Raw genomic sequence first — 24773 nt, 5'->3', positions numbered from 1 at the left:
AACCGAGAGGCTCCCTGCCGAGGAGGCGGGAGGCCGGGGCGGGCCGGGTGGAAGGCTCAGGGCGGGAGACCCGTCACGGTCTCCCGCCCTGCCGGAAGGGGGCGTGGTCGCTCAATTGGAGGACTCGCCCTTCGGCTTGCCGGAGCGCTCCGCCTCCTCGGCCTCCGCCTGCTTGGCCTCGACCTCCGGGTCGACGAGCGGCTCGCTGCCGTCCACCGACTCCAGGGAGCCGCGGCCGCGGTCGGAGAGCTCGGTGGGCTCGGGGGCCTCGACCAGCCAGTCGGGGTTGGTCTGGCGGTTCCACCACGTCCACGCCGCGTAGCCGCCGGCGGCCAGCGCGCCCACGAGCAGCAGGCGCCCGGCGGTGCGGCGGGCGCGGGCGCGGCGCGTCCTGCGGCGGACGACGTGTTCGACGTCGGCGGGCGTGACCTGCCCGCGCAGGGCCGCGACCGCCGCGGCGCCGCGGGCCACGGCCTCCTCGCGGACCGGCTCCGCGGCGGTGCGGGCCGTCTCCACGGCCTGCTCGACGCGGGGCAGGGTGTAGTCCGCGGCGGTGCGGACCGACTCCCGGGTGCGCTGGACGGGCGTGGACTGGCCGAGCGCGGAGACCGTGGGGGCCAGGCGGTGCCGGGCGTCGTCCGCGGCGCGCGCCGCGGAGTGCCTGGCGCCTTCCGCGTAGGGCGCCACCGCGTCCGCGGCCTGCCGGACGCGCTCCTTGGCCTTGGGCGCGATCCGTTGGTACGTGTCCCCGGCGGCGGCGCGCAAGCCCGCGCTGTCCCGTTGAGTAGCGAAGCGGGTCACGAGAACCTCCTCCTCGGTGGCGTTCGGTCTATCGCCTTTCCACCCAGTAAAAGACCATGCCTTTCCCGGGCCTTCCCGGCACGCGGGACTGGGCCGTACGCGCGCGGCCGAGCGCCACCGGCGAGGGCGTGTCGCGGGCGTGCGAGGATTTGTCGTTGTTCACCGAAGACTCCAGGGAAGGTGCCACCGTGGCCGAGCAGCTCTACGCCACCATCAAGACCAACCAGGGCGACATCGACATCCGGCTGCTGCCGAACCATGCGCCGAAGACGGTGAAGAACTTCGTCGAGCTCGCCGAGGGCACCCGGGAGTGGACCGACCCCGCCACCGGCAAGCCCACCAACGCCCGCCTGTACGACGGCACGGTCTTCCACCGGGTGATCTCCGGCTTCATGATCCAGGGCGGCGACCCGCTGGGCAACGGCACCGGCGGCCCCGGCTACCAGTTCGCCGACGAGTTCCACCCGGACCTGGCGTTCAACCGCCCCTACCTGCTGGCCATGGCCAACGCCGGCCCGGGCACCAACGGCTCGCAGTTCTTCATCACCGTCGGCGCCACCACCTGGCTGACGGGCAAGCACACCATCTTCGGCGAGGTCGTGGACCCCCAGAGCCAGAAGGTCGTCGACAAGATCGCCGGCACCGAGACCAACCCGCGCACCGACCGCCCGGTGCAGGACGTGGTCATCGAGACGGTGGCCATCCGCCGCGAGGGCTGACCCGGCGCGGGCCCGCGCCCGCGCCCGCGGGAACATCCCCCGCTTCCCGTCCGTCCCCTATACGGAGGGGGCGGGCGGGGATGACGCCGCCACGGAAGGGACGGACATGGACGGCGCACCGGCCACCCAGCAGACCTGCTACCGGCACCCGGATCGCGAGGCGAACGTGCGCTGCACGCGCTGCGACCGGCCGGTCTGCCCCGAGTGCATGGTCAGCGCCTCCGTCGGCTTCCAGTGCCCGGAGTGCGTCCACCAGGGGCACCGGGGCACCCGGGAGCCGAGGACGCCCTTCGGCGGCAGGGCGGTCTCCGGGGCCGCGGTCGTCACCAAGAGCCTGATAGCCGTGAACGTGCTGGTGTGGCTGCTGGCGGTCAGCCTCGGCAACACCTTCGTCGAGGAGCTCCAGCTCGTCGGCCGGGCGCGGGACGGCGACTACGACATCGTGGGCGTGGCCGAGGGGCCCGACCAGTGGTACCGGCTGCTCACGGCCGTCTTCCTGCACCAGTCGGTGGGCCACATCGCGCTGAACATGCTGTCGCTGTGGTGGCTGGGGCCGACGCTGGAGTCGGCGCTGGGGCGGGCGAGGTTCCTGACCCTGTACCTGCTGGCGGGCCTGGGCGGCTCCGCGGCGTCGTTCCTGTTCGCCGAGGCGCCCAACGACGCCTCGCTCGGCGCCTCCGGCGCGATCTTCGGCCTGCTGGGCGCGATAGGGGTGCTGATCCGGCGGCTCGGCGGCGACATGCGGCCGTTCGGGGTGCTGCTGACCCTGAATCTGATCTTCACCTTCGCCATACCGGACATCGACTGGCGGGCCCATCTGGGCGGTCTGGTCTTCGGCGCGCTCATCGCCTTTGGTATGGTTCACGCCCCCCGGCGGCAGCGCACGCTGGTGCAGGTGCTCACCTGCGCCGCCGCCCTGGTGGCCATCGCGGTGATGGTGGGGATCGGCACGTCCCGCATCACCGGGTGACCCCTCGTCCGGCCCTCTGTGCACAGAGTTATCCACAGAGGCTGTGGGCTTGTCCCCGGCTGTACCGCCAAGGTGTGCACAACCGCTCGGCTGTGCGTTTTCCCAGCATGATCGGGGTGTGACGGGCGCGGGCCGGGCCTGGCGCGGGCCCGGTGCGGTCGTACCGCCGTCAACGGAGCGGGAAGTTATCCACAGATCTTCCGACCTTTTCAACACTGTGGATAACCATGTGGACAAACGATCGGACGCGTTGTCCACAGCCTGTGGACGGGCATGCCTCACCGGGCCCTCGGCATCGCCGGAGGCCCTCGGGACGACCATGTGCGGGACGGCAGGCGGGCGGGGACGGAGCGGGCCGTCCCGCCGGGTTCAGCGGCCCGGCGCTACTTCCACTGGGTGGAGACCACGAAGCCGCCGGCGATGAAGCCGAAGCCCGCCAGGATGTTCCAGTCCTCCCACGCCTGGACCGGGTACTTCGTCTCGGTGACGTAGTACACCACGATCCAGGCGAGACCGATCGCGAACAGCGCCAGCATCAGCGGGGCCACCCAGACACGCCCGCCGCCGCTCAGCTTGATCGTGGTCTGCTTCTCCGGCGGCGGAGTGAAGTCGGCCTTCTTGCGAATCCGTGACTTCGGCACGAGAGGGTCTCCTGTCGATGCGTGCGTTACCGCTCGGTCTGTTCTGTGGTCTGCTCGGTGGGGCTGTGGTCTGCTCGGTGGGGCTGGTGGGTCGGGCCGCCCGGCCGGGCCGTGCGGGCCGCTCGGGGTGCCGGACGCGCGGCCGCGGACCTCGGCGGCGTCCGTTAGCGTAGTGCCTTCTTGAGTCGTGAGGAGATAAGGGTACGGTGCGCTTCCCCCGAGTGAGTCCCTCCCGCCGCTCCCTTTCCACCATGGTGCCGCGGCTGCTCACCGGTGCCGTCTTCGCGCTCGCCGGACTGCTCTTCTGGGTCAGCTTCGACACCGCGCAGGGCACCAACCTGCGCACCGACAACTCCCTGCTGCGCCTGTCCGACCTGATCAGGGACCGCAGCGAGCGCAACGCCGAACTGGACGAGGACCTGTCCGCCCTGCACAAGCAGGTGGACGGCCGCGCCCACGAGGAGGCCGGCGACACCGGAGCGGGCCGCAGGCTTCAGGCGCTGCGCGACACCGCGGGCATCCGGCCCGTCACCGGCTCCGCCGTCACCGTCACCCTCACCGACGCCCCACCGGACGCGCGCGCCCTCATCCCCGGCGTCCCCGACCCCTCCCCCAACGACCTGGTCATCCACCAGCAGGACCTCCAGGCCGTGGTCAACGCGCTGTGGCGCGGCGGCGCCGAGGGCATCCGGGTCATGGACCAGCGGCTGATCTCCACCAGCGCCGTCCGCTGTGTCGGCAACACCCTCATCCTCCAGGGCCGCGTCTACTCCCCGCCGTACAAGGTCACCGCCGTGGGCGACCCGGACCGGCTGCGGGACGCGCTCGACACCGACCCGGCGATCGATTACTACCTCCAGTACGTGGAGGCGTACGGCCTCGGCTGGAAAGTCGAGGAGGACCGACGGGTGACTCTTCCCGGTTACTCGGGCACAGTGGATCTCCGGTACGCGCAGCCCGTGAGCCCCTGAGGCCCTCCCGCGCCGGCGGGGGGCACCCGCCCGGGAGGAACCGTGACCGCCCGCGTCGTCGTCCGCACCCTCAGCGAGCTGTGCGTCACCGCCGGGACGCTGATCCTGCTGTTCGTCGTCTACCTCCTGTACTGGACCGGCCTCGAGGCCGAGCGGGCGATGGACAGGGAGGTCGACCGGCTCCAGGACAACTGGTCCCAGGCGCGGGACCCCGGGACGGGGGGCGGTGGGGACGGCGCCCGGGGCGCGGAGGGCGCGGGCGGAGCGGCCGGCGGCGACCGCGACGGGGGCGCGCGGGAGGACCGGACCGGCGTGAGCCAGGCGCCGCGCCCCCGCGACGGCCGGGCGTTCGCCGTCATGCACATCCCCCGGTTCGGCGACGACTGGCGCAAGCCCGTGCTGGAGGGCACCTCCGCCGGGGTGCTGGGCCGCGGCCTCGGCCACTACCCGGGCACCGCGCGGCTCGGCGACAGGGGGAACTTCGCCGTCGCCGGACACCGCAGGACCCACGGCGACCCGTTCAAGGACTTCCCCCGGCTCCGCCCCGGCGACGCCGTCGTGATCAGCGACGGCACCACCTGGTACACCTACCGGATCGACCGGCGCCCCCACCGCACCCTGCCCCACGACACCGGCGTCATCGCCCCCGTCCCCGCCCCCCTGGACACCGCCGCCACCCCCTATCCCCGCCCCGGCCGCTACCTCACCCTCACCACCTGCGACCCGGAGTGGGGCAGCAGCCACCGGCTGATCGCCTGGGCCCACCTGGACTCCACCCACCCGGTGGCGGCCGGGGAGCCGGAGGCACTGAAGGGGTGACCCCACGGGGCACGCCACCCCCTCCTTGTCCAGCCGATCCGGAGAAGACCAACCGATGGGGTGGCGGGCGGGGCGACGGGTGGGCCGTGGGCGGGGAGACCGGCGGGAGTGAGGGCGGGGGGCGCCGCGGGCCCTTACTCTTGTGCCGACAGGGTGAGGAAGGGAACGGGAACGGGATGTACGGCTGGATCTGGCGGCATCTTCCGGGGAACGTGTGGGTGCGGGCGCTGATCTCGCTGGCGCTGATACTCGGGATCGTCTACGTCCTGTTCCAGCACGTCTTCCCATGGGCCGAGCCGCTGCTGCCGTTCGGCGACGTCACCGTCGACAGCGGGCACGGGGCCACCGGCGGCGCCGGTGCGAGCGGGGCGGGGGCGGCCCGATGAGCGCGGCCCGGATCCTCGTCGTCGACAACTACGACAGCTTCGTCTTCAACATCGTCCAGTACCTGTACCAGCTCGGCGCCGAGTGCGAGGTGCTGCGCAACGACGAGGTGACCACGGCGCACGCCACCGCCGGGGCCGCCGACGGCGGGGGGTTCGACGGCGTGCTGCTCTCGCCCGGGCCCGGCACCCCCGAGGAGGCCGGGGTGTGCGTGGACATGGTGCGCCACTGCGCCGCGTCGGGGCTGCCGGTGTTCGGGGTGTGCCTGGGGCTCCAGTCGATGGCCGTGGCGTACGGCGGCGTGGTCGGCCGGGCGCCCGAGCTGCTGCACGGCAAGACGTCACGGGTCTCCCACCACGGCACCGGGGTCTTCACCGGCCTGCCCTCGCCGTTCACCGCCACCCGCTACCACTCCCTCGCGGTCGAGCCCGGCACCGTTCCCCCCCAGCTCGAGGTCACCGCGTGGACGGGGGAGGGCGAGCACCTGGTGATCCAGGGCCTGCGCCACCGGGAGCTGCCCGTGGAGGGCGTCCAGTTCCACCCCGAGTCGGTGCTCACCGAGTGGGGGCACCGGATGCTGGCCAACTGGCTGGCGGTGTGCGGGGACGCCGGGGCGGTCGAGCGGTCGGCCGGCCTGGCGCCGGTGATCGGGAAGTGACAGCGGTCCCTCCGGAGCGGGAGGGCGAGGGGCTGCTCGACGACACCGGGCAGTTCGCGGCGGCGGTGGGACGGCTGGCCGACCCGCTGAACGACCCGCTCCCGGGCCGGCGCCCGCCGGCGCCCGGGTCCGAGGCGGGGAGCGGCTCGCCGTGGTTCCGCCCGCGCGGCACGCCGGGCCCGGCGCCCGCCACCCCGGCCGCCGGGCCCTGGACCGGGCCGGTCACCGTTCCTGCGTCCGCCGTGGACCCCGGCCCGGCCGCCGCCGCCGGACCCTTCCCCGGTCCCGGCCCCGTCGCCGGTCCCGGGTCGGCGCCCGCCCCGGAGCCCGTCACGCTACCGGTTCCCGGCCCGGAGCCCGCCCCGGCGGAGGAACCCGCCCCGGACCCCGTCCGGCCCCCGCAGGACCCGGGCGGGGGCCGCGCCGCACGCCGCAGGGCCGCCCAGGAGAAGGGCCGCAGGGGCCGGCGCCCTGCCCCCCACGGACGGCGCGCCAGACGGGCCGCCACGGCCTCCCCCGCCGCCGCGGCGCCCGCCGCCCCCGCCGCGGGCCCGCCGGCCCCCTCCGGCCCGGCGGGCACCCGCCCCGGCAGCCGCCTGGAGGCGCGCCGCGCGGCCCGCGCCGCCAAGGACAGCCCGCTGGTGGTGCTCAGCCGGGTGCTGGGCGAGCTGTTCATCACCTTCGGCGTGCTGATGCTGCTGTTCGTCGTCTACCAGTTGTGGTGGACGAACGTCCTCGCGCACAAGGCGGCCAACGGCACCGCGCGGGCGCTGGAGGAGAAGTGGAAGGACTCCGGCGGCGGCGAGGACGAGCGCGCCCCCGGCGCGTTCGAGCCCGGTGAGGGCTTCGCGATCCTGTACATCCCCAAGCTCGACGTGAAGACGCCCGTCGCCGAGGGCATCGACAAGCACAAGGTCCTCGACAAGGGCCTGGTCGGGCACTACGCGGGCCCGCAGCCCGCGCTGAAGACCGCCATGCCGTGGGACAAGCGGGGCAACTTCGCGGTCGCGGGCCACCGCAACACCCACGGCGAGCCGTTCCGCTACATCAACAAGCTCAAGCCCGGCGACCCGATCGTGGTCGAGACCCAGAACACCTACTACGTGTACGAGATGGCGAGCCTGCTGCCGCAGACGTCGCCGTCGAACATCGGGGTGATCGGCCCCGTGCCCCCGGAGTCGGGGTTCACCGAGCCGGGCCGCTACATCACACTCACCACCTGCACCCCGGAGTTCACCTCCAGGTACCGGATGATCGTCTGGGGGAAGCTGGTGGAGGAACGCCCGCGCGACGAGGGCAAGCCCGACGCGCTGCTCGACTAGGAGGCGGCGCGGGGCACGGTACGGCAAGGGGATGGGACAGCGGTGACGACGCGACAGGACTCCGGCGAGCGGGCGGCGGACACGGACGAGGGCGGGGCGCCGCCGGGCCGCCGCCGCAGAGGTCTGGTCGCGTCGGTCGTGGGCGTCTTCGGGGAGCTGCTGATCACCGGCGGCCTGGTGCTGGCGCTGTTCGTCGTCTACTCCCTGTGGTGGACGAACGTCGTCGCCAACCGGGAGGCGGCGAAGAAGGCCGACAAGGTGCGCGACCACTGGTCGCGGGAGGCCGGGCCCGAGGCGGCGGCGCCGTGGGACCCGAAGGACGGCATCGGGTTCCTGCACGCGCCGACGATGAGCGACGACGACGTGCTGATCGTCAAGGGCACGGCGACGAAGGAGCTCAACAAGGGCGTCGCCGGGTACTACACCGACCCGGTGAAGGCGGCGATGCCGTGGGACGAGAAGGGCAACTTCACGCTCGCGGCGCACCGGGACGGGCACGGGGCGAAGTTCCACGACCTGGACAAGGTGGACGAGGGTGACCCGCTGGTCGTGGAGACCAAGGACCACTGGTACGTCTACCGGGTGTTCGACACGCTCCCCTCGACGTCGAAGTACAACGTGGGCGTCATCCAGCCGGTCCCCGAGGGGACGGGGAAGAAGAAGCCCGGCCGGTACATCACCCTGACGACGTGCACCCCGAAGTACACCTCCCGGCACCGGCTGGTGGTGTGGGGCGAGCTGGTGCGGACGGAGAAGGTGGACGACCGGCGGTCGGTGCCGGAGGAGCTGCGGTGAGCCCCCGCGCCTGAGGGGCCCGGAGGAGCGCGAAGGGGGCCGCGGACATCAGTCCGCGGCCCCCTTCGCGTGGCGCCGTGTGGGCGAGGGCCCCGCCGCGCTAGCCGTCGCCGAAGCCGCCCGGCAGGCCGAAGTTCCCGCCGTCGCCGCCGTTGCCGCCGTTCTGGCCGCCGTTCTGTCCCCCGCCGTTCGGGCTGCCGGTGCCGCCGCCGATCTGGATGGTGTTGACGGTGACGGTGGTGCCCTTGTCCACCGGGGAGTTCTCGGTCGGGTTCTGGCTGGTGATGACGGCGTTGGGGTCCTGCGAGTTGCCCGGGGCGACGGCCAGGGTCAGGCCGAGGGCCTGGAGCTCCTGCGTGGCCTGCTGGACGTTCTTGCCGAACAGCCGGGGCACGGTGACCTGCTCCTTCTGCTTGGCCTTCGCCACCGTCAGCGTGATCTCCTCGCCCGGAGGCACCCGGCTGCCCGCCGACGGGTTCTGCTTGAGGACCGTGCCCTCGGGCTGGTCGGACTCCTCCTGCTCCTCCCGCACGTTCAGGCCGAGGTTCTGGAGGGACTGCTTGGCCGTCTCGAAGCTCTGCCCCTCGACATCGGGCACGTCCACCAGTTGCACGTCCGGCTCCGACGCGACGACCAGCGTCACCTCCGTGCCTGGCTTCGCCGAGGTGCCGCCGTTCGGGGTCTGGTCCAGGACGGTGCCCACGGGCTGGTCGCTGCTGTCATCGGTCTCCCGCTTGACCTCGAAGCCGGCGTCCTCCAGCTCCTGCTGGGCGTCGTCGTCCGACTTGCCGACGACGTTGGGGATCTCCACCTCGGAGGGTCCCGAGGAGAGCGTGACGGTGACGGTCTCGCCCTTGTCGATGGACTCGCCGACGGCCGGGGTGGTCTCGCAGACCTTGCCCTTCTCCTGGTCGCAGGTCTTCTCCGGGCCCTCCTTGTAGGTCAGGCCCAGGTTCTCGATCTGCTGCTGCGCCTGCTCCGCCGTCTGCCCCACGACATTGGGCACCTTGGTGCCGTCGTTGGGGTCGCTGGCGAACAGGGACTTGCCGATGAAGAACGCGCCCGCGAGCACCAGGATCGCCGCGACCACCAGCAGCACCGTGGAGGTGCTGCTGCGCCGGGGCTGCTGGCGGCGGCTGGCCCGCCCGCCGTACTCGTCGTCGTCGCCGCCCACCGGCGGCATCATGGAGGTGCGCGGGCCCTCCTGCTGCGGCATCGCCGTGGTCGCCGCGCCGTCGCCGTAACCGGGCCCGTAGTCGCCGTAGCCGGCCGCGCCCATCACCGCGGGGGCGGCCACCGGCACGCCGTCCAGGGCGCGCTCGATGTCGGCCCGCATCTCGTCCGCGGACTGGTACCGGTCGTCGGGGCTCTTGGCGAGGGCCTTCAGCACGATCGCGTCCATCGCCGGAGAGACCTCCGGGTCGAACACGGACGGCGGCTGCGGCTCCTCCCGCACATGCTGGTAGGCGACCGCGACGGGGGAGTCCCCGATGAAGGGCGGGCGCACGGTCAGCAGCTCGTACAGCAGGCAGCCGGTGGAGTACAGGTCGGAGCGGGCGTCCACCTGCTCGCCCTTGGCCTGCTCGGGGGAGAGGTACTGGGCGGTGCCGATGACGGCGGCGGTCTGCGTCATCGTCATGCCGGAGTCGGCCATCGCGCGGGCGATGCCGAAGTCCATGACCTTGACCTGGCCGGTGCGGGTCAGCATGACGTTGGCGGGCTTGATGTCGCGGTGCACGATGCCGTTGCGGTGGCTGTACTCCAGCGCCTGGAGGATGCCCGCGGTCATCTCCAGGGCCCGCTCGGGCAGCAGCTTGCGGCCGGAGTGCAGCAGCTCCCGCAGGGTCGAGCCGTCGACGTACTCCATCACGATGTACGGGATGGAGACCCCGTCCACGTAGTCCTCGCCGGTGTCGTACACGGCGACGATGGCCGGGTGGTTCAGCGACGCCGCGGACTGCGCCTCGCGGCGGAACCTGGCCTGGAACGACGGGTCGCGTGCGAGGTCGGCCCGGAGCGTTTTGACGGCGACGGTGCGGCCGAGCCGGGTGTCGTGGGCGAGGTAGACCTCGGCCATCCCGCCGCGGCCCAGAACCGCGCCCAGTTCGTACCGGCCGCCGAGGCGACGCGGCTCTTCCATAGCTCCAGCCCTCTCCCTCACCGAATCATCGGCTGTGTGCTGTTCGCGCATACGGTACCGGTCCCCGCACGCCCCGCCCGGCCCGGACCGCGAGCCGATATCCGACCGGTACCGGGGGTTCCACCGTCCAGGGCCGGGCCCGGGCGGGGCCCTGGACGCAGCCGCGGGCTCACTTGTCGAGGACGGCCTGCATGACGGCCTTGGCGACGGGGGCGGCGAGCCGGCCGCCCGCGATGTCGGTCCTGGCGGTGCCGGTGGCGTCCTCCACCACGACGGCCACGGCGACGGGGGAGCCGTCGTCGGTCTTGGCGTAGGAGATGAACCAGGCGTAGGGCTTGTCGCTGTTCTCGACGCCGCGCTGGGCGGTGCCGGTCTTGCCGCCCACGGTGACGCCGGAGATCTTGGCGTTCCTGCCCGTGCCCTTGTCGACGACGTTCTCCATCATCTGCTGGAGCTTCTGCGAGGTCTCCGGCGAGACGGCCCGGGACATCTCCGAGGGGCTGGTCTGCTCTATGACGTTGAGGTTCGGGGCGCGCAGCTCGGAGACCAGGTACGGCTTCATCAGCTTGCCGTCGTTGGCGATCGCGGCGGCGACCATGGCCATCTGGAGCGGGGTGGCCCGGTTGCTGCCCTGGCCGATGCCGTCCAGCGCGTTCTGCGGGCGGTTGTCCTCGGGGTAGACGCTGGCCTCGGTCCGCACCGGCATGAACAACTGCTCGCCGAAGCCGAACCGCTCCGCCTGCTGCTGCATCTTCTCGTTGCCGACCTTGTCCGCCATCGCCGCGAACACGGTGTTGCAGGACACCTCGAGCGCCTTCATCATCGTGGCGTCCTCGCAGGGCAGCGGGCCGTCGTTGCGCAGCGGGGTGGTGGTCTGCGGCAGGTTGTAGGGCAGCGGGGAGTCGGTCTTCTCGTTCGGGTCGGTGTAGACGCCGTTCTCCATGGCGGCGGCGGCGGTGACGACCTTGAACGTGGAGCCGGGCGGGTAGGTCTGGCGGATGGCCCGGTTGAGCATCGGGTCCTCCGCGTTGTTCTCCTTCTGGAGGGACTTCCAGGCCTCGCCGTCCTTCGCGGTGCCGCCCGCGATGGTGGACGGGTCGTAGGACGGCTTGGACACCAGGGCGAGGATGGCGCCGGTCTCGGGGTCGATCGCGGCGACGGCGCCCTTGTTGTCGCCGAGCCCGTCCCAGGCGGCCTTCTGCGCCTTGGGGTTGATGGTGGTGACGACGTCCCCGCCCTGCTTGGGCTTGCCGGTCAGGATGTCCAGGGTGCGGTTGAAGAACAGCCGGTCGTCGTCGCCGGTGAGGATGGAGTCCTCGACGCCCTCCAGCAGCGTGGTGCCGTACACCTGGGAGGCGAAGCCGGTGACGGGGGCGTACATCGGGCCGTTGGTGTAGGTCCGCTTGTACTTCAGGTCGCCGTTCTCGGCCTCGACGGAGCCGGTGATGGGCTTGCCGCCGACGATGATGTCGCCGCGCGGCTGGGCGTAGCGCTCGATCAGCACCCGGCGGTTGTTCTTGTCGTCGGCGAGCTCTTGGGCCTGCACGAACTGCACGTAGTTGCTGCGGATCAGCAGGGCGAGGATGAGCAGCCCGCAGAAGATCGCCACGCGGCGCAGTGGCTTGTTCATGTGGGGGCTCCTCCCTGGTTCTCGCGGTCGGCGTGCGGCGGCATCGACTCGGCTCTCACACAGGTCACAGTCGCACCACCTGTGTCGGTTCCGCGTCAGTGCTCGCGGCCGGCGCCGGGGCGGGCCTGCGGGCGGTGTCGCTGATCTTGAGCAGGATGGCGACCAGCGCCCAGTTGGTGATGACGGAGCTGCCGCCCTGCGCCAGGAACGGCATCGTCATACCGGTGAGCGGGATCAGGTTGAGCACACCGCCCGCCACGATGAACACCTGGAGGGCGAACGCGGCGGACAGGCCGACCGCGAGCAGCTTGCCGAACGGGTCGCGGGCGGCCAGCGCGGTGCGCATGCCCCGCTCCACCAGCAGCGCGTACAGCAGCAGGACGGCCATCATCCCGGCCAGGCCCAGCTCCTCGCCGATGGTGGCGAGGATGAAGTCGCTCTTGGCCGCGAACCCGATCAGGTCCGAGTGGCCCTGGCCGAGCCCGGTGCCGAACACCCCGCCGGAGCCGAAGGCGAACAGCGCCTGCGCGGACTGGTCCGAGATCAGTCCGGCGGGCCGCTCGGCCTCGGGCAGGAAGATGTCCATCGGGTGCAGCCACGCGGTGATGCGCTGCTGCACGTGGGACTCGAAGGAGGCCACGAACGCGGCGCCGGCCGCCGACATCAGCAGGCCGAAGACGATCCAGCTCGTGCGCTCGGTGGCGACGTAGAGCATCACCACGAACAGGCCGAAGAACAGCAGCGAGGTGCCGAGGTCGGTCTCGAAGACGAGGATGAGGATGCTGAGCACCCACACCGCGAAGATCGGGCCGAGGTCGCGGCCGCGCGGCAGGTACAGGCCCATGAAGCGGCGGCTGGCCAGCGCCAGCGCGTCCCGCTTGACCATGAGGTAGCCGGCGAAGAAGATCGCGATGATGATCTTGACGAACTCGCCGGGCTGGATGGAGAACGGCCCGATGTAGATCCAGATCTTGGCGCCGAAGTTCTCCTGCCGGGCGGGGAAGAACGCGGGGGCCGCGAGCAGCACCAGCGCCACCACCATGGAGATGTAGGTGTAGCGCTGGAGGATGCGGTGGTCCTTCAGGAAGATCAGCACACCGACGAAGAACACTATGCCCAGGCAGGACCACATGAGCTGGTTGGAGGCGGCCGGGGCCTGGCCCAGGTTCTCCAGGTGCTCGGACTTGTCCAGCCGCCAGATCAGCACCAGCCCGAGCCCGTTGAGCAGCGCCGCGATGGGCAGCAGCAGCGGGTCGGCGTACGGCGCGAACTTGCGGACCACCAGGTGGGCGACCAGCGCCATGGCGCCGAGGCCGAGCCCGTAGGCCAGCATGCCCGGCGGCAGCGAGCCGTCGATGGCCAGGCCGACGTTGGCGTAGGCGAAGACGGGGATGAGCACGGCGAACGCCAGCAGGATCAGCTCGGTGTTGCGCCGGTTGGGCGCCCCCTGCGGCGTGATGGTGGTCGTGTTGCTGCTACTCAAGACAGGTCGCCCTCACTGCTGCCCGCACTGCTGGGCGAGCTTCTGTTCCTCGGGCGTGAACGAGCTCGTCGGGGAGGGCTCCTCGGTGGCGCTCCCGCTGGGGTTCGGCGAGGGCGCGGCCGGGGACGTGAAGGCGGCCTGCTGCACACCGCCCGCGGTGAGGCCCTGGCCCTGGGTCGCGCCGGGCGGCGGGACCATGTCCTGGTCGCCCGCGCCGCCGTCCGCCGCTCCGCCGGACTGCGACGGGTCGGTCTGCTTGTCCTCGCCCTTGTCGGCCTCGGCCTCGGCCTTCTGCTTCTCCTTCTCCTTGGCGGCCTGCTCCGCCGCGGCGGCGACGGCCTTGCACACCTCGGCCTGCTGGCGCAGCGCGGTGACCCGGTCCTCCGCCTGGCCGAGCCCGCTGACCTCGATGTGGTCGCGGACCTGCTTGCGCTGGTAGCCCGGCAGGTCCTTCAACTGGATCTCCGGGTGCTCGCGGTGGACGTCCGACAGGTCGAACCCCGCCAGGTGCTGGTCGATGCCGCGGTAGACGGCGACGTGGTCGTCCACCACGCCCACGTAGTACTGGGTCTGCGTCCACCGGTACCCGGCATAGAGACCGCCCCCGACCAGGCCGAGGGCGACGACGATGACCAGGGACCGCTTCAGCCAGGGGTTGCGGCGGCGGCGCCTGCCCTTGGTGAACTCGCCGTCGCCGTCGAGGCCGCCGAAGCTGCCGGACGGGGACACCGCGGACGGGTCGGCGGGGCCGAAGGCGCCGTCGGGCGCGGCCTGCGCCGGGTTGGGGCGGCCCAGGCCGGCGGCGCGGCCCGCCGGGGTGTCGAGCGTCCTGTGGTCGGTGAGCGCGGGCGGGCTGTCGGCCACGGCGCCCACCACGACGGGGGTGTCGTTGAGCTGGCCGGAGAGGGTGTCGTTGTCGTCCACGTCCAGGACGTCGGCGACGATGCAGGTGATGTTGTCCGGGCCGCCGCCGCGCAGCGCGAGCTGGATCAGCTCCTGCACCGTCTCGTGCGGCGGGTGGTACCCGGCGAGGGTCTCCTCCAGCGTCTGGTGGCTGACCGGTCCGGACAGGCCGTCGGAGCAGATCAGGTAGCGGTCGCCCGCCCGCACCTCGCGGATGGACAGGTCCGGCTCGACCTGGCCCCGCCCGTCGAGGGCGCGCATCAGCAGCGAGCGCTGCGGATGCGTCTCCTTCTCCTCCTCGGTGATCCGGCCCTCGTCGACCAGCCGCTGCACCCAGGTGTGGTCCTGGGTGATCTGGGTGAGCACGCCGTCGCGCAGCAGGTACGCGCGCGAGTCGCCGACGTGCACCATGCCCAGGCGCTGGCCGGTCCACAGCAGGGCGGTGAGCGTGGTGCCCATGCCCTCGAGCTGCGGGTCCTCCTCGACCATCTGCCGCAACTGCTCGTTGGCCTGCTGCACGGCGCGGCCGAGCGCGGTGAGCAGGTCCGAGCCCGGGATGTCGTCGTCGAGCTGCACCAGGGTGGAGATGACCTCGGAGCTGGCCACCTCGCCCGCGGCCTGGCCGCCCATGCCGTCCGCGATGGCGAGCAGCCGGGGGCCGGCGTAGCCGGAGTCCTCGTTGCCCTCCCGGATCATGCCCTTGTGGGAACCGGCGGCGAAACGCAGGGACAGGGTCATGCGCACCTCCCCCGTCGGTTCCGGGTACATCCGCACGGTGCCCACCCTCCGTGTTTGAGCTCGCCTCGTTCGCTCATTGTGCGACTACTTCCGCAGCTCGATGACGGTCTTGCCGATGCGGATCGGAACGCCGAGTGGAATCGGCGTCGGAGCGGTGAGCCGCGACCGGTCCATGAAGGTGCCGTTCGTGGAGCCCAGGTCCTCGACGATCCACTGGCCGTCGTGGTCCGGGTAGATCCTGGCATGCCGGGAGGACGCGTAGTCGTCGTCGAGCACGATCGTCGAGTCGTGCGCCCGGCCGAGCGTGATCGTCTGTCCCTGGAGGGTGACGGTCGTGCCGGCGAGCGAGCCCTCGGTGACGATGAGCTTGGTCGGCGCGCCGCGGCGCTGCCGACCGGAGGAGCGGTTCTGCTGGCGCGGGGGCTGGGCCGGCTGCCTGGCCGGCGGGCGGTCCTGGCCGGCCCCGCGGCGGGCGGCCCGCTGGGTCACCCGCGTCCCGAACAGGTCACTGCGGATGACCTGCACCGCGACGATGACGAACAGCCACAGCACGGCGAGGAAACCCAACCGCATGACCGTCAGGGTCAGCTCTGACATTGCCCCCGCTTCACCCTTCGGCTTGCCGGTACACGATGGTGGTGCTCCCCACGACGATCCGGGAGCCGTCGCGGAGCGTAGCGCGCTGGGTGTGCTGCCCGTCCACCACGATGCCGTTGGTCGATCCCAGGTCCTGGATGGTCGAGGGCGAACCGGCCCGGATCTCCGCGTGCTTGCGGGAGACCCCGGGGTCGTCGATCCGCACGTCCGCCTCGGTGCTGCGCCCGAGGACCAGGACGGGGCGGGTGATCTGGTGGCGCACCCCGTTGATCTCCACCCACCTGCGCACCGGGGCGGCGGGGCCCGCGGGGCCCGGGAACCGGCTGACCTGGCCGGGTCCCGCCGGGCGCGGGCCGGGGGGCGGCCCGGCGGGCATCGGCGGCGGCGAGGCCGGCGGCATCGGGTAGTTCCCGGCCCGCGACGGGCCCTGCGGGCGCGGCGGAGCGGGGGCGCGGGACTCGCTGGCGGCCAGGGTCCTGCTGCGGACCCGGTACAGGCCCGTGTCGAGGTCCTCGGCGCGCTCCAGGTGGACCTTCACCGGACCCATGAAGGTGTACCGCTGCTGGCCCGCGTAGTCGGTCACCATCCCGGCGAGCTCCTCGCCGAGCGCCACCGAGTACGGGCTGAGCCGCTCGTAGTCGCCGGTGCTCAGCTCGACGACGAAGTCGTTGGGGACGACGGTGCGCTCGCGGTTCCAGATCGTCGCGTTGTTGTCGCACTCGCGCTGGAGGGCACCAGCGATCTCGACCGGCTGCACCTCGGACTTGAACACCTTGGCGAAGGTGCCGTTGACAATGCCCTCCAACCGCTGTTCGAAGCGTTTCAGGACTCCCATGGGGCACCTCCCTCCTCGTGTCCGTACCGGCTGCCTGCCCGTACTTGCCCTGTACTTGCCTGTACTGCCCTGGTGTACTGCCTGATACTGCTTACTGATCGTATCCACGCTCGGGGTAATCCGGTGGTTCCCCGTCCGGGCCCGGTCGGCGAGTGTCGCTCGCCACTCATCCGCCCTGCCCGCGTCCAAGTCCGCCACACGCATCGCGTCGGTGCCCCGGTGCCCTCGCCTGTGATGGTAGAGCGGCCCCGCTCCAGTGTCCCGCAGCCCCTGGTGAATCGGCCCCTCACGGGGAGCGCGCGGGCGGCGCCGGGGGCGGGGGTTTATCGATGTGATTCGGGGGGTGGCGACGTGCTAATGTCGTGGACGTCGGGAGGCGCTCCCGCGGGGAGCCGGAAGGGGCTCGGATCCACCGGTCAGGTGGGGTCCGGACCACCCGGTGACCTGTGAGAGAATCGAACGGCAACACCCAATGCGCGGGTGGCGGAATAGGCAGACGCGCTGGATTCAGGTTCCAGTGCCCGAAAGGGCGTGGGGGTTCAACTCCCCCCTCGCGCACCACACGGCAGGTGCCCCTCGCCGGTGACGAAAGTCGCTGGTGAGGGGCACCTTTCGTATATCCGCACAGATGACTGCGTACAGATGACTGCGTACCTGCGTACAGATGACCGCACGGATGACCGCGCGGGTGTCCGTTCGAGGCTGTGACGGGGGTCACCGTGCGCTTGGCCGGTTTCCGTCCTCGGTGGCCGGAAGGGCGCCGGGTGCGCTCCGGCGCGGACGGCGCCCGGGCCGCGGCTCCGCGCGCCCGGGCGGTGGCGCTCCGTGCGCGGGCGCGGACCGGGAGGGAGCACGGGCGCCACGGGCGGCTCCCGCCTCCGTCGCGCGTACCCGTCGCGCGTACCCGTCGGCCCGCCCCGCTCGGCCCGCCCCGCTCGGCCCGTCCGGGGCGGGGCCGGACGGGCCGAGCGGGGGGCCGGGGGCGGCGTCTAGTCGCGGTCGGCGCCGTGCGGCAGTGCGAGCTCGAACCAGACGACCTTCCCCACCGCCTGACGGCTCGTGCCCCAGCGGCGGGAGAGGTTGCTGACCAGGGCCAGCCCTCTGCCGTCCTCGTCGTCGGACTCGGCGCGGCGCAGCAGCGGCAGGTTGTGGTCGTCGTCGCTGACCTCCACCAGCAGCTTGCCCACCCGCATCAGGCGCAGCTCCACGTCACGGGTCGCCGCCTTCACCGCGTTGGTGACCAGCTCGCTGACCAGCAGCTCGGTCAGGTCGGCCAGGGCGTTCAGGCCCCAGTCGGCGAGCTGTTTGCGGGTGAGCGCGCGGGCCACCCGGACCTGGGAGAAGTCCAGCTCCAGCGGCCACTGGGCGACGTCCCTGGACGGGATGCCCTCGAACTTGGCGACCAGCAGCGCCACGTCGTCGCTGCGGTCCTCGGTGTGCAGCCGCCCCAGGATCGCGTCGCACACCTCCTCCGGGGTCTGGTCGGGCTCGATGACGTTCTCGCACAGGGCGGCGAGCCCGGCGCCTATTCCGCCCTCCTCCCTGACCTCCACCAGTCCGTCCGTGCACAGCACCAGCCAACTGCCGTCCGGCACCGGGATCTCCACCGTCTCGAACGGCACCCCGCCCACCCCGATCGGCGCGCCCTCGGGGACCTGGAGCAGCTCGCTCGGTCCGTCGGCGCGGTACAGCACGGGCGGCACATGCCCGGCGTTCGCCAGGGTGAGGGTGCGCTGCACCGGGTCGTAGACCGCGTACACGCAGGTGGCGAGGTGGTCCTCGCCGAGGCGGTGGGCGAGGTTGTCCAGGTGGCGCAGCAGTTGCGCGGGGGGCAGGTCGAGCGCGGCCATGGTCTGCACGGCGGTGCGGAGCTGGCCCATGACGGCGGCGGAGTGCAGCCCGTGGCCCATGACGTCGCCGACGATCAGCGCGACCCGGCCGCCGGGCAACTGCACCGCGTCGAACCAGTCGCCGCCGACCTGCGCCTGCCGGTCGCCGGGGCGGTAGTGGTGGGCGATCCGCACACCGGGGAGCTTGGGCGGGCTGGTCGGCAGCATGCTGCGTTGCAGGGCCGCGGCGGCCTGCGACTCCAGCAGATGGGTGCGGGCGTTGTGCAGCCGCAGCGCGCCCTCCGCGGCCACCTTGGTCGCGGTGCGCACGTCCTCGTGGTCGAACGGGCGGCGCCTGCCCCGTACGAACAGCATCCGGCCCAGCACCGTGCCGCGGGAGACCAGCGGGACGCTGAGCACCGAGCGGTTGGCCAGCAGCGGGGCGAGCTGGGGGGCGCCGAGGTCGGTGGCGGTGTCCTCGGCGAGGGCCGGGTCCACCAGGCGGGTGAGCATCAGCTCGCCGAACTGCCCCCACAGGGTGCCGCCGACGGGGTGCAGCAGCTCGCCCTGGGGGAGCAGCTCGGCCCGGTCGAGGGGCAGGTGGTGCGCCACCGCGACCCGGCGCAGCAGCGTGCCGTCCTCCGGCGGGTGGTCCTTGGCCGGCTCGGCGTGGTTGACCAGGGGATCGACGAGCTCCACCGCCACCAGGTCGGCGAACCTGGGCACCGCCGGGGTGCACAGCTCCTGGGCGGTGGCGTGCAGGTCCAGGGAGGTGCCGCTGCCCTTGGCCGCGTCCACCAGCCAGGCGTACCGCTCCTCGGTCTGCTGCCCGCTCCTGCGGGCGCGGCGGACCCGGGCGGAGGGGGTGTCCTCCACGGGGCGGGCGCCGCCCTCTGCCCTGCGGGGGCCGTCACCCTCGATGTTTCCCGTGAAACCGTGCGCTCCGGGCAGCTCCTGCTCCGGGCGCGCCCGGCCGGCCCGGACGCCCGCGGAGACCTCGCGTGGCAGCACGGCCAGCGGCGGCGCGCCGTCCACCTCCAGCACCGGGTACCCCAGGCGCACCACCTCCCGGGTGATCCACCGCAGGCGGGGCTGGCTGATCCGGGGCAGTATGGCGGCGAGCCGCCCGCCGAGGCGCTCGGCCAGCTCCGGGTCGTGGACCCCGGCGAACCCGGCCGCGATCCGCAGCTCGCCCAGGCCGGGGGTGCGGGCGCTGCTGTAGGCGCGCAACTGGTCGCCGAGGGCGAGGCGGGGGCCCGCGGCGCGCAGCGGCTTGGCGTTGGCGGCCAGGGCCAGCAGGCTGTGCCCGCCGTCCGGCTCGGTGAGCCGGTAGGACCACCACAGCACGTCCTTGGCCTTGCCGTCCCGGTCGGTGGCGGACATCGCGCCCGCCCACACCGGGGCGGTCCTGGCGGTCAGGTGCTCCAGCACGTCCCGCCAGCGGTGGGTGTCGCCGGGCTCGGGCCCGCCGGGACCGTCGGGGCCGTCGGGCCCACCGGTGCCGACGGTGCCGACGGGCACGGCGTTGGCGGGGCGCTGCCGGGGCGGGAGGGGCAGCGGCAGCGCGACGGCGGGCAGCAGCCCGTGCGCGCGCTGGCCGAACACGTCCTCCCAGCGGTGGCCGAACAGCTCCTCGGCGCCGCGGTTCCAGTGGGCGACGCGCCCCTCCGGATCCACGGACAGGACGGCGAGCCGCAGCAGGGCTACGACGCCCGCGGTGGTGAGGGCCGCCTTGAGGGGCCCGGGGGGATGGGTCATCTCCGGTTCGTCTCCGCTGTTCCAGGCGCGGGGCTGTTCCAGACGCGGGTCGGAGGGCCAGGGGCGCGCGATTCATGAGCCAGGGGATGGTTACTGCACGCACAGGGAAACACGAAACGTCTCGCGAAGACGGGGAATTGGCGAGAATGACCACCATGGGTGATGGGGGTGATATAGGTGATCTTGGCCTGCCTCCGGACCGCTCCCGCGGCGCGGCGCCGCCCGTCCCGCGGGGGTGCCCCCGGGAGGGTGCCGGGCCGCCGTCCCGTCGTCGCGCGATCCGCCGTGGAGCCGCCGCGGATCCGCCGTCGGTCCGCCGTCGATCCGGCGCCTGTTCGCTGTCGGCCGGGTCCGCCGGAACGTTCCTCCAGCGGGTAGCGTGCCCCCGAACGGCGAGCTGAGGGGGCAGGATGACGGGGAGTGCCGAGGGGGCCGTGGAGGGCGCGGCGGCGGCCGGGTCGGGTGCGGGGCGAGGGGCGAGGGTGTTCGCGGTGCCCGGGTTCCGCCCGGTGCACGGCGGAACCCCGGGGGAGGACCACCCGAAGCGGGCGGGCAAGGCCCTGCGGCGCCGGGTGCCGCGTTCGGCGCACGCGGCGCCGCCGCCCGGGCGGGAGGCGGGGAGCGCGGTCGAGGCGGTGCGGGAGTCCAATGAGGGGCGGCTGCCCGAGCTGGTGCCCATCCGGGTCGGCCGGATGTGCGCGAGCCCGTTCGCCTTCCTGCGCGGCAGCGCGGGACTGATGGCGGCCGACCTGGCGGGCACGCCCGTGACCGGGGTGGCGGCGCAGATCTGCGGGGACGCGCACGCCGCCAACTTCGGCCTGTACGGGGACGCCACCGGGCGCCTGGTCATCGACATAAACGACTTCGACGAGACCGTGCCCGGCCCGTGGGAGTGGGACCTCAAGCGCCTGGCGGTGTCGCTGGTGCTGGCCGGGCGCGAGGCGGGCGCGGCCGAGGACGACTGCCGGGCCGCGGCGGCCGACGCGGTGCGCGCGTACCGCAGGACCGCGCGGGCGCTGGCGCGGATGCCCGCCCAGGACGCCTGGAACGCCATCGCCGACGAGGAGCTGCTGCGGCACGCCGACGCCCACGACCTGGTGGGCACGCTGGAGGAGGTGTCGGCCAAGGCCCGCCGCAACACCAGCGCCAAGTTCGCGGCGAAGAGCACCGAGCCGCTCCCGGACGGCGGCCGCAGGTTCACCGCGTCCCCGCCGGTCTTGCGTGTGATACCGGACAAGGAGGCGGAGTCGGTCGCGGGCTCCCTGGCCGAGTACCTGGACACGGTGCCCGCCGAGCTGCACCCGCTGCTGGCCCGGCACACCGTGCAGGACGTGGCGTTCCGGCTGGTGGGGACCGGCAGCGTGGGCACCCGCTCCTATGTGGTGCTGCTGCTCGACCCGTACGGCAACCCGCTGGTGCTCCAGGTGAAGGAGGCCAGGCCCTCGGCGCTGCTGCCCCACCTGCGGGCCGCCGGGCTCCCGGTGCCGCCGCCGCCCGCGCACGAGGGCCGCCGGGTGGTGCTCGGCCAGCGGCGGATGCAACTGGTCAGCGACGTGCTGCTGGGCTGGACCACGGTGGAGGGCCGGCCCTGCCAGGTGCGGCAGTTCCGCAACCGCAAGGGCAGCGTGGACCCGGCCGCGCTCGCCCCGCGCCAGTTGGACGACTACGCGCGGATGACCGGGGCGCTGCTGGCCAGGGCGCACAGCCACAGCGTGGACCCGTGGCTGCTGGCCGGGTACTGCGGCAAGGGCGAGGCGCTGGACGGCGCCGTCGCCGCGTTCGCCGTCGCCTACGCGGACCGCACCGAGGCCGACCACGCCGAGCTGGTGGCGGCGGTGCGGGCCGGGCGCGTCCCGGCGGAGCTCGGAGTCTGAGGGGAACGGTCCGCCGGGGCAGGCGCGCCAGGGGTATGGCGAGCGAGCCCCGCGGGCCGATTCCGGGGGCCGGGTGTGCGGAGGTCGTTAGTCTGGTCCCCGGTGGGGCCACGACGACGACAGGCGGCACGGAACGTGACAGACGGGAGCGGAATCGGCGGCCACGGCGGTGTCCACGGCGGCCCGCGCCACGGCGCGCACCCCGATGACGAGGAGCTGCGCGCCGAGGAGGAGCAACTGGAGCGGGCCGTGCTCGCCGCCGAGCAGGCGCTGATCGAGTTCGAGGTCGCCGTGGAGACCTTCCGCATCGAGGTGGACAACCTCGCGCGGATCCACCACCAGCGGCTCGGCCCCATGTACGCGCGCCTGGACGAGCTGGACGCGCAGATCGCGGAGGCCGTCGCCGCGCGCACCGGCCACCCCGACGACCTCGCCAGGGCCGCGGCGGCGCGGGCCGCGGCGGCGCCCATGCCGGACGTGGACGAGCTGTTCGGCACCGGCACCGGCGCCCGCGACGGCGCGGACGGCGCGCGCAACCCCTGGGTCCCCGAGGAGCCGCCCCGCCGGGTGCGGCCCAGCCGCCGGGCGCAGCGGCTGTACCGGGAGCTGGCCAGGAAGGCCCACCCCGATCTGGCCCAGGACCCGGCGGAGCAGAGCCGCCGCAGCGCGTTCATCACGCGGGTCAACGAGGCGTACCGGGACGGGGACGAGGAGGCGCTGCGGGAGCTGTCCCGCCAGTGGGACGAGGGCCCGCCCCAGCCGCTGCCGCCGCCGACCGCCCGGGAGCGGATCGAGCTGCTCGGCGCCCGCCTGGAGTGGCTGGCCGAGCGCCGGGACGCCCTCTCCGCGCGCGCCGCCGAGCTGGAGCAGAGCGCGATGGGCGCGATGCTGAAGCTGGCGGAGCGGGACCCGGACGCGCTGCTGAACGAGATCGCCGAGCAACTGCTGGCGCAGGTGGCCGAGCGGGAGGCCCGGCTGGGGGAGCTGCTGCACCCGGCCGCGGAGCGCTGAGCGCCCCGGCCGGCGCCGCCCGGGGTCCGGTGAGACCGAGCCCCGAGCTGAAGCCCCAAGTCCCGGAACCCGAGCCCCAGAACCCGAGCCCCGGGCTGCAAGCCCGAAGCCCGAAGCACGAACCAGAAGCCCGAGCCCGAAGAAGGTCGAGAGGTCACCCATGTACGACACCCAGCTTCCCGCCGTGGCCGCCGCCGCGGTGTCCGCGGACGCCTATGTGCTGGACGTGCGCGAGCCGGACGAGTGGGCGGCAGGCCATGTGGAGGGCGCCGCGCACATCCCGATGAACCAGATCCCGGCGCGCCTGGACGAGGTGCCCGCCGACGCCACGGTGCATGTGATGTGCCGGGTCGGCGGCCGGTCCGCGCAGGTCGCCCGGTTCCTGCTCGCCCAGGGCCGCGACGCGGTGAACGTGGACGGCGGGATGCTGGCGTGGGCGTCGGCGGGCCGCCCCATGGTGGCGGACGACGGAGGCCCGGCGACGGTGCTCTGACCGGCGCCCGACGGGAGCGCGGCGGGGCGGGCTCAGCCGGGCGCGTGCGCCGCGAGCAGCTCGCCGAGCTCCTCCTCGTGCGCCGCCGGGGGCCCCAGGTACAGCTCCAGGTGCTTGGCCCACGCGTGGTAGCGGTGCAGCGCGTAGTCGGTGTCGGCGCCGAACCCGCCGTGCAGGTGCTGCGCGGTCTGCACCACCCGGCGTACGCCCTCCGCCGCCCAGATCTTGGCCACGGCCACGTCCGCGGCGACGGGCGGCACCCCGTCCTCGCCCCGCTCCCCCGCGCCCGGCCCGCCGTCCCCGTCCCCGCCGTCCCCCCCGCCCCGGCCGAGCCGCCAGGCCGCCTGCCACAGCGTGGCCTCCATGGCGCGCAGGTCGATGTACCGGTCGGCGGCCTGGCACGCCACGGCCTGGAAGGTGGCCAGCGGGTGCCCGAACTGCTCGCGCCGTCCGACGTAGTCGGCGGTCATCCGCAGCACCCGCTCCCCGAGCCCGAGCGCGAGGGCGCAGGTGCCCGTGGTCAGCAGCGCCCGCAGCCACGCCCACGCCCCGGGCGCGGTGACCGCGAGCGCGGCGGGCACCCGCGCGCCGTCGAACTCCAGGTGCGCCAGCTCCTCGCCGCTGGTGGACACCTGGCGCCGCGCGGTGACGCCGTCCGCGCCCGGGTCCACCAGGAACAGGCCCTCGTCCGCGGGCACGGCGACGAGGGCGGCGCCGCGCACCCACGGCACGGCCGTCTGCGCCCCGTCGAGCACCCAGTGCCCCTCGCCGCCCTTGCGCGCGGTGACGGCCAGCTCGGCGCCGTCGTGCCCGGTGCGCCCGGCGGACGCGGCGGTCAGGCGCAGCGAGCCGTCGGCGACCTTCGGCAGCAGCTCCGCGCGCGGCGCGCCGTCGCCGAACCGCTGCACGGCCAGCGCCACCGCGCAGGTCTCCAGCAGGGGGACGCGGGCCAGCACCCGGCCCGCCTCGCGCAGCACCAGGCAGAGCGCGACCGGGTCGAGCCCCGCCCCGCCGTACGCCGGGTCGAGCACCAGGCCGAGCAGGTCGGCGTCGGCGAGCCGCCGCCACAGCCGCTCGTCGCAGCCCTCGGCGACCGGGCCCCGGGTGAGGGCCGGGCTCGGCACGGCGCCGGGATCGACGCCGGAGAACACCGCCCCGGCCGCCTCGGCCGCGGCCTGCTGCTCCTCGCTGAAGGTGAAGTCCATCGCCGGTCCCGCCCCTTCCCGCGTCGCGTCCGGCGGCCGTCGCGCACCAGACTTTCTGACGGTACGTCAGAAAGGTGTCCCGGGCCAGCTCCGCGCCGCGGCTCCGGCCGGGCCCGCGCGGGCGGCCCCACCGGATCCGCCCCGGATCCCCGCGCGATCCCCGCGCCGTCCCTGCCGGGAAGGGGCCACGCTCCGCC

21 protein-coding genes and 1 tRNA gene are annotated in these 24773 nt (G+C 73.5%); 12 read left to right on the top strand and 10 right to left on the bottom strand.

All coding sequences use genetic code 11. The annotated features are described in order from the left end of the window. Positions 1-111: 111 nt before the first annotated feature. A complete protein-coding gene (locus ACYVO2_RS02230; protein WP_461005813.1) occupies positions 112-801 on the bottom strand; it encodes a DUF5324 family protein in 690 nt (229 codons plus the stop codon). 188 nt (positions 802-989) lie between these two features. Between ACYVO2_RS02230 and ACYVO2_RS02225 the strand changes: the two genes are divergently transcribed. Continuing rightward, a complete protein-coding gene (locus tag ACYVO2_RS02225; protein ID WP_461005812.1) occupies positions 990-1520 on the top strand; it encodes a peptidylprolyl isomerase in 531 nt (176 codons plus the stop codon). A 106-nt stretch (positions 1521-1626) separates the two neighbouring features. After that, positions 1627-2490, top strand: coding sequence for a rhomboid family intramembrane serine protease (locus ACYVO2_RS02220; RefSeq protein WP_461005811.1), 864 nt, complete (start codon positions 1627-1629; stop codon positions 2488-2490). Between the two features lie 383 nt (positions 2491-2873). Here the strand turns inward: ACYVO2_RS02220 and crgA are convergent, their stop codons facing one another. Continuing rightward, positions 2874-3131 carry a cell division protein CrgA gene (crgA, locus tag ACYVO2_RS02215; protein ID WP_461005810.1) on the bottom strand — a complete coding sequence of 86 codons (258 nt, stop codon included), beginning with the start codon at positions 3129-3131 and terminating at the stop codon, positions 2874-2876. 251 nt (positions 3132-3382) lie between these two features. Between crgA and ACYVO2_RS02210 the strand changes: the two genes are divergently transcribed. From ACYVO2_RS02210 to ACYVO2_RS02185, 6 genes are all read left to right on the top strand, one after another. Next, the gene (locus ACYVO2_RS02210; protein WP_461006022.1) at positions 3383-4102 is read left to right on the top strand and encodes a DUF881 domain-containing protein; all 720 of its coding nucleotides are present in this window, start codon (positions 3383-3385) and stop codon (positions 4100-4102) included. Positions 4103-4144: 42 nt separating this feature from the next. Then, positions 4145-4921 (top strand): class E sortase, encoded by a 777-nt coding sequence (locus ACYVO2_RS02205; protein ID WP_461005809.1) that lies wholly within the window; start codon positions 4145-4147, stop codon positions 4919-4921. A 176-nt stretch (positions 4922-5097) separates the two neighbouring features. Further along, a complete protein-coding gene (locus tag ACYVO2_RS02200; protein WP_461005808.1) occupies positions 5098-5307 on the top strand; it encodes a hypothetical protein in 210 nt (69 codons plus the stop codon). Beyond that, complete coding sequence (locus ACYVO2_RS02195; protein ID WP_461005807.1) at positions 5304-5963, top strand: aminodeoxychorismate/anthranilate synthase component II; 660 nt, start codon at positions 5304-5306, stop codon at positions 5961-5963. Before ACYVO2_RS02200 ends, ACYVO2_RS02195 begins: the two co-directional genes overlap by 4 nt. Continuing rightward, positions 5960-7285 carry a class E sortase gene (locus tag ACYVO2_RS02190; protein WP_461005806.1) on the top strand — a complete coding sequence of 442 codons (1326 nt, stop codon included), beginning with the start codon at positions 5960-5962 and terminating at the stop codon, positions 7283-7285. Before ACYVO2_RS02195 ends, ACYVO2_RS02190 begins: the two co-directional genes overlap by 4 nt. A 42-nt stretch (positions 7286-7327) precedes the next feature. Next, the gene (locus tag ACYVO2_RS02185; RefSeq protein ID WP_461005805.1) at positions 7328-8080 is read left to right on the top strand and encodes a class E sortase; all 753 of its coding nucleotides are present in this window, start codon (positions 7328-7330) and stop codon (positions 8078-8080) included. Between the two features lie 100 nt (positions 8081-8180). Here ACYVO2_RS02185 and pknB read toward each other — a convergent pair whose 3' ends face one another. The 6 genes from pknB to ACYVO2_RS02155 form a co-directional block, all read right to left on the bottom strand. Beyond that, on the bottom strand, positions 8181-10220 hold the full coding sequence (pknB, locus tag ACYVO2_RS02180; RefSeq protein ID WP_461005804.1) for a Stk1 family PASTA domain-containing Ser/Thr kinase: 2040 nt from the start codon (positions 10218-10220) through the stop codon (positions 8181-8183). 169 nt (positions 10221-10389) lie between these two features. Further along, positions 10390-11850 (bottom strand): peptidoglycan D,D-transpeptidase FtsI family protein, encoded by a 1461-nt coding sequence (locus ACYVO2_RS02175; RefSeq protein ID WP_461005803.1) that lies wholly within the window; start codon positions 11848-11850, stop codon positions 10390-10392. Between the two features lie 64 nt (positions 11851-11914). Next, positions 11915-13333: an FtsW/RodA/SpoVE family cell cycle protein gene (locus ACYVO2_RS02170; RefSeq protein ID WP_461005802.1), complete on the bottom strand. Its 1419-nt coding sequence runs from the start codon at positions 13331-13333 to the stop codon at positions 11915-11917. A 12-nt stretch (positions 13334-13345) separates the two neighbouring features. Next, positions 13346-14974: a PP2C family protein-serine/threonine phosphatase gene (locus ACYVO2_RS02165; RefSeq protein ID WP_461005801.1), complete on the bottom strand. Its 1629-nt coding sequence runs from the start codon at positions 14972-14974 to the stop codon at positions 13346-13348. An 84-nt stretch (positions 14975-15058) separates the two neighbouring features. Next, the gene (locus ACYVO2_RS02160) at positions 15059-15571 is read right to left on the bottom strand and encodes an FHA domain-containing protein FhaB/FipA (RefSeq protein ID WP_461005800.1); all 513 of its coding nucleotides are present in this window, start codon (positions 15569-15571) and stop codon (positions 15059-15061) included. 10 nt (positions 15572-15581) lie between these two features. Next, complete coding sequence (locus ACYVO2_RS02155) at positions 15582-16406, bottom strand: FhaA domain-containing protein (protein ID WP_461005799.1); 825 nt, start codon at positions 16404-16406, stop codon at positions 15582-15584. 474 nt (positions 16407-16880) lie between these two features. Between ACYVO2_RS02155 and ACYVO2_RS02150 the strand changes: the two genes are divergently transcribed. Next, positions 16881-16967: transfer RNA gene (locus tag ACYVO2_RS02150), tRNA-Leu, on the top strand. A 428-nt stretch (positions 16968-17395) separates the two neighbouring features. On the opposite strand, the gene ACYVO2_RS02145 is transcribed toward ACYVO2_RS02150, so the two are convergent. Continuing rightward, positions 17396-19993, bottom strand: a complete 2598-nt coding sequence (locus ACYVO2_RS02145) for a SpoIIE family protein phosphatase (protein WP_461005798.1) — start codon at positions 19991-19993, stop codon at positions 17396-17398. 410 nt (positions 19994-20403) lie between these two features. Here ACYVO2_RS02145 and ACYVO2_RS02140 point away from each other — a divergent pair, with 410 nt between their 5' ends. The 3 genes from ACYVO2_RS02140 (at position 20404) to ACYVO2_RS02130 (ending at position 23371) form a co-directional block, all read left to right on the top strand. Next, a complete protein-coding gene (locus ACYVO2_RS02140; protein ID WP_461005797.1) occupies positions 20404-21867 on the top strand; it encodes a DUF2252 domain-containing protein in 1464 nt (487 codons plus the stop codon). A gap of 135 nt (positions 21868-22002) precedes the next feature. Beyond that, positions 22003-22878, top strand: a complete 876-nt coding sequence (locus tag ACYVO2_RS02135; protein ID WP_461005796.1) for a J domain-containing protein — start codon at positions 22003-22005, stop codon at positions 22876-22878. 160 nt (positions 22879-23038) lie between these two features. Further along, the gene (locus ACYVO2_RS02130) at positions 23039-23371 is read left to right on the top strand and encodes a rhodanese-like domain-containing protein (RefSeq protein WP_461005795.1); all 333 of its coding nucleotides are present in this window, start codon (positions 23039-23041) and stop codon (positions 23369-23371) included. Positions 23372-23403: 32 nt separating this feature from the next. Here ACYVO2_RS02130 and ACYVO2_RS02125 read toward each other — a convergent pair whose 3' ends face one another. Further along, the gene (locus tag ACYVO2_RS02125; RefSeq protein ID WP_461005794.1) at positions 23404-24576 is read right to left on the bottom strand and encodes an acyl-CoA dehydrogenase family protein; all 1173 of its coding nucleotides are present in this window, start codon (positions 24574-24576) and stop codon (positions 23404-23406) included. Positions 24577-24773: the final 197 nt, after the last annotated feature.

The sequence above is a fragment of the Streptomyces capparidis genome (assembly GCF_054782095.1).
Note: the sequence above shows the minus strand (reverse complement) of the source record. Positions and strands in the feature narration are given on the sequence as shown.

What these genes read in the sequence shown, in the direction of transcription:
- ACYVO2_RS02165 (WP_461005801.1), bottom strand. Translation starts at nt 14,974, where the DNA reads ATGACCCTGTCCCTGCGTTTCGCCGCCGGTTCCCACAAGGGCATGATC.
- ACYVO2_RS02160 (WP_461005800.1), bottom strand. Translation starts at nt 15,571, where the DNA reads ATGTCAGAGCTGACCCTGACGGTCATGCGGTTGGGTTTCCTCGCCGTG.
- pknB (WP_461005804.1), bottom strand. Translation starts at nt 10,220, where the DNA reads ATGGAAGAGCCGCGTCGCCTCGGCGGCCGGTACGAACTGGGCGCGGTT.
- ACYVO2_RS02195 (WP_461005807.1), top strand. Translation starts at nt 5,304, where the DNA reads ATGAGCGCGGCCCGGATCCTCGTCGTCGACAACTACGACAGCTTCGTC.
- ACYVO2_RS02210 (WP_461006022.1), top strand. Translation starts at nt 3,383, where the DNA reads ATGGTGCCGCGGCTGCTCACCGGTGCCGTCTTCGCGCTCGCCGGACTG.
- ACYVO2_RS02130 (WP_461005795.1), top strand. Translation starts at nt 23,039, where the DNA reads ATGTACGACACCCAGCTTCCCGCCGTGGCCGCCGCCGCGGTGTCCGCG.
- ACYVO2_RS02140 (WP_461005797.1), top strand. Translation starts at nt 20,404, where the DNA reads ATGACGGGGAGTGCCGAGGGGGCCGTGGAGGGCGCGGCGGCGGCCGGG.
- ACYVO2_RS02175 (WP_461005803.1), bottom strand. Translation starts at nt 11,850, where the DNA reads ATGAACAAGCCACTGCGCCGCGTGGCGATCTTCTGCGGGCTGCTCATC.
- ACYVO2_RS02200 (WP_461005808.1), top strand. Translation starts at nt 5,098, where the DNA reads ATGTACGGCTGGATCTGGCGGCATCTTCCGGGGAACGTGTGGGTGCGG.
- ACYVO2_RS02125 (WP_461005794.1), bottom strand. Translation starts at nt 24,576, where the DNA reads ATGGACTTCACCTTCAGCGAGGAGCAGCAGGCCGCGGCCGAGGCGGCC.
- ACYVO2_RS02145 (WP_461005798.1), bottom strand. Translation starts at nt 19,993, where the DNA reads ATGACCCATCCCCCCGGGCCCCTCAAGGCGGCCCTCACCACCGCGGGC.
- ACYVO2_RS02155 (WP_461005799.1), bottom strand. Translation starts at nt 16,406, where the DNA reads ATGGGAGTCCTGAAACGCTTCGAACAGCGGTTGGAGGGCATTGTCAAC.
- ACYVO2_RS02220 (WP_461005811.1), top strand. Translation starts at nt 1,627, where the DNA reads ATGGACGGCGCACCGGCCACCCAGCAGACCTGCTACCGGCACCCGGAT.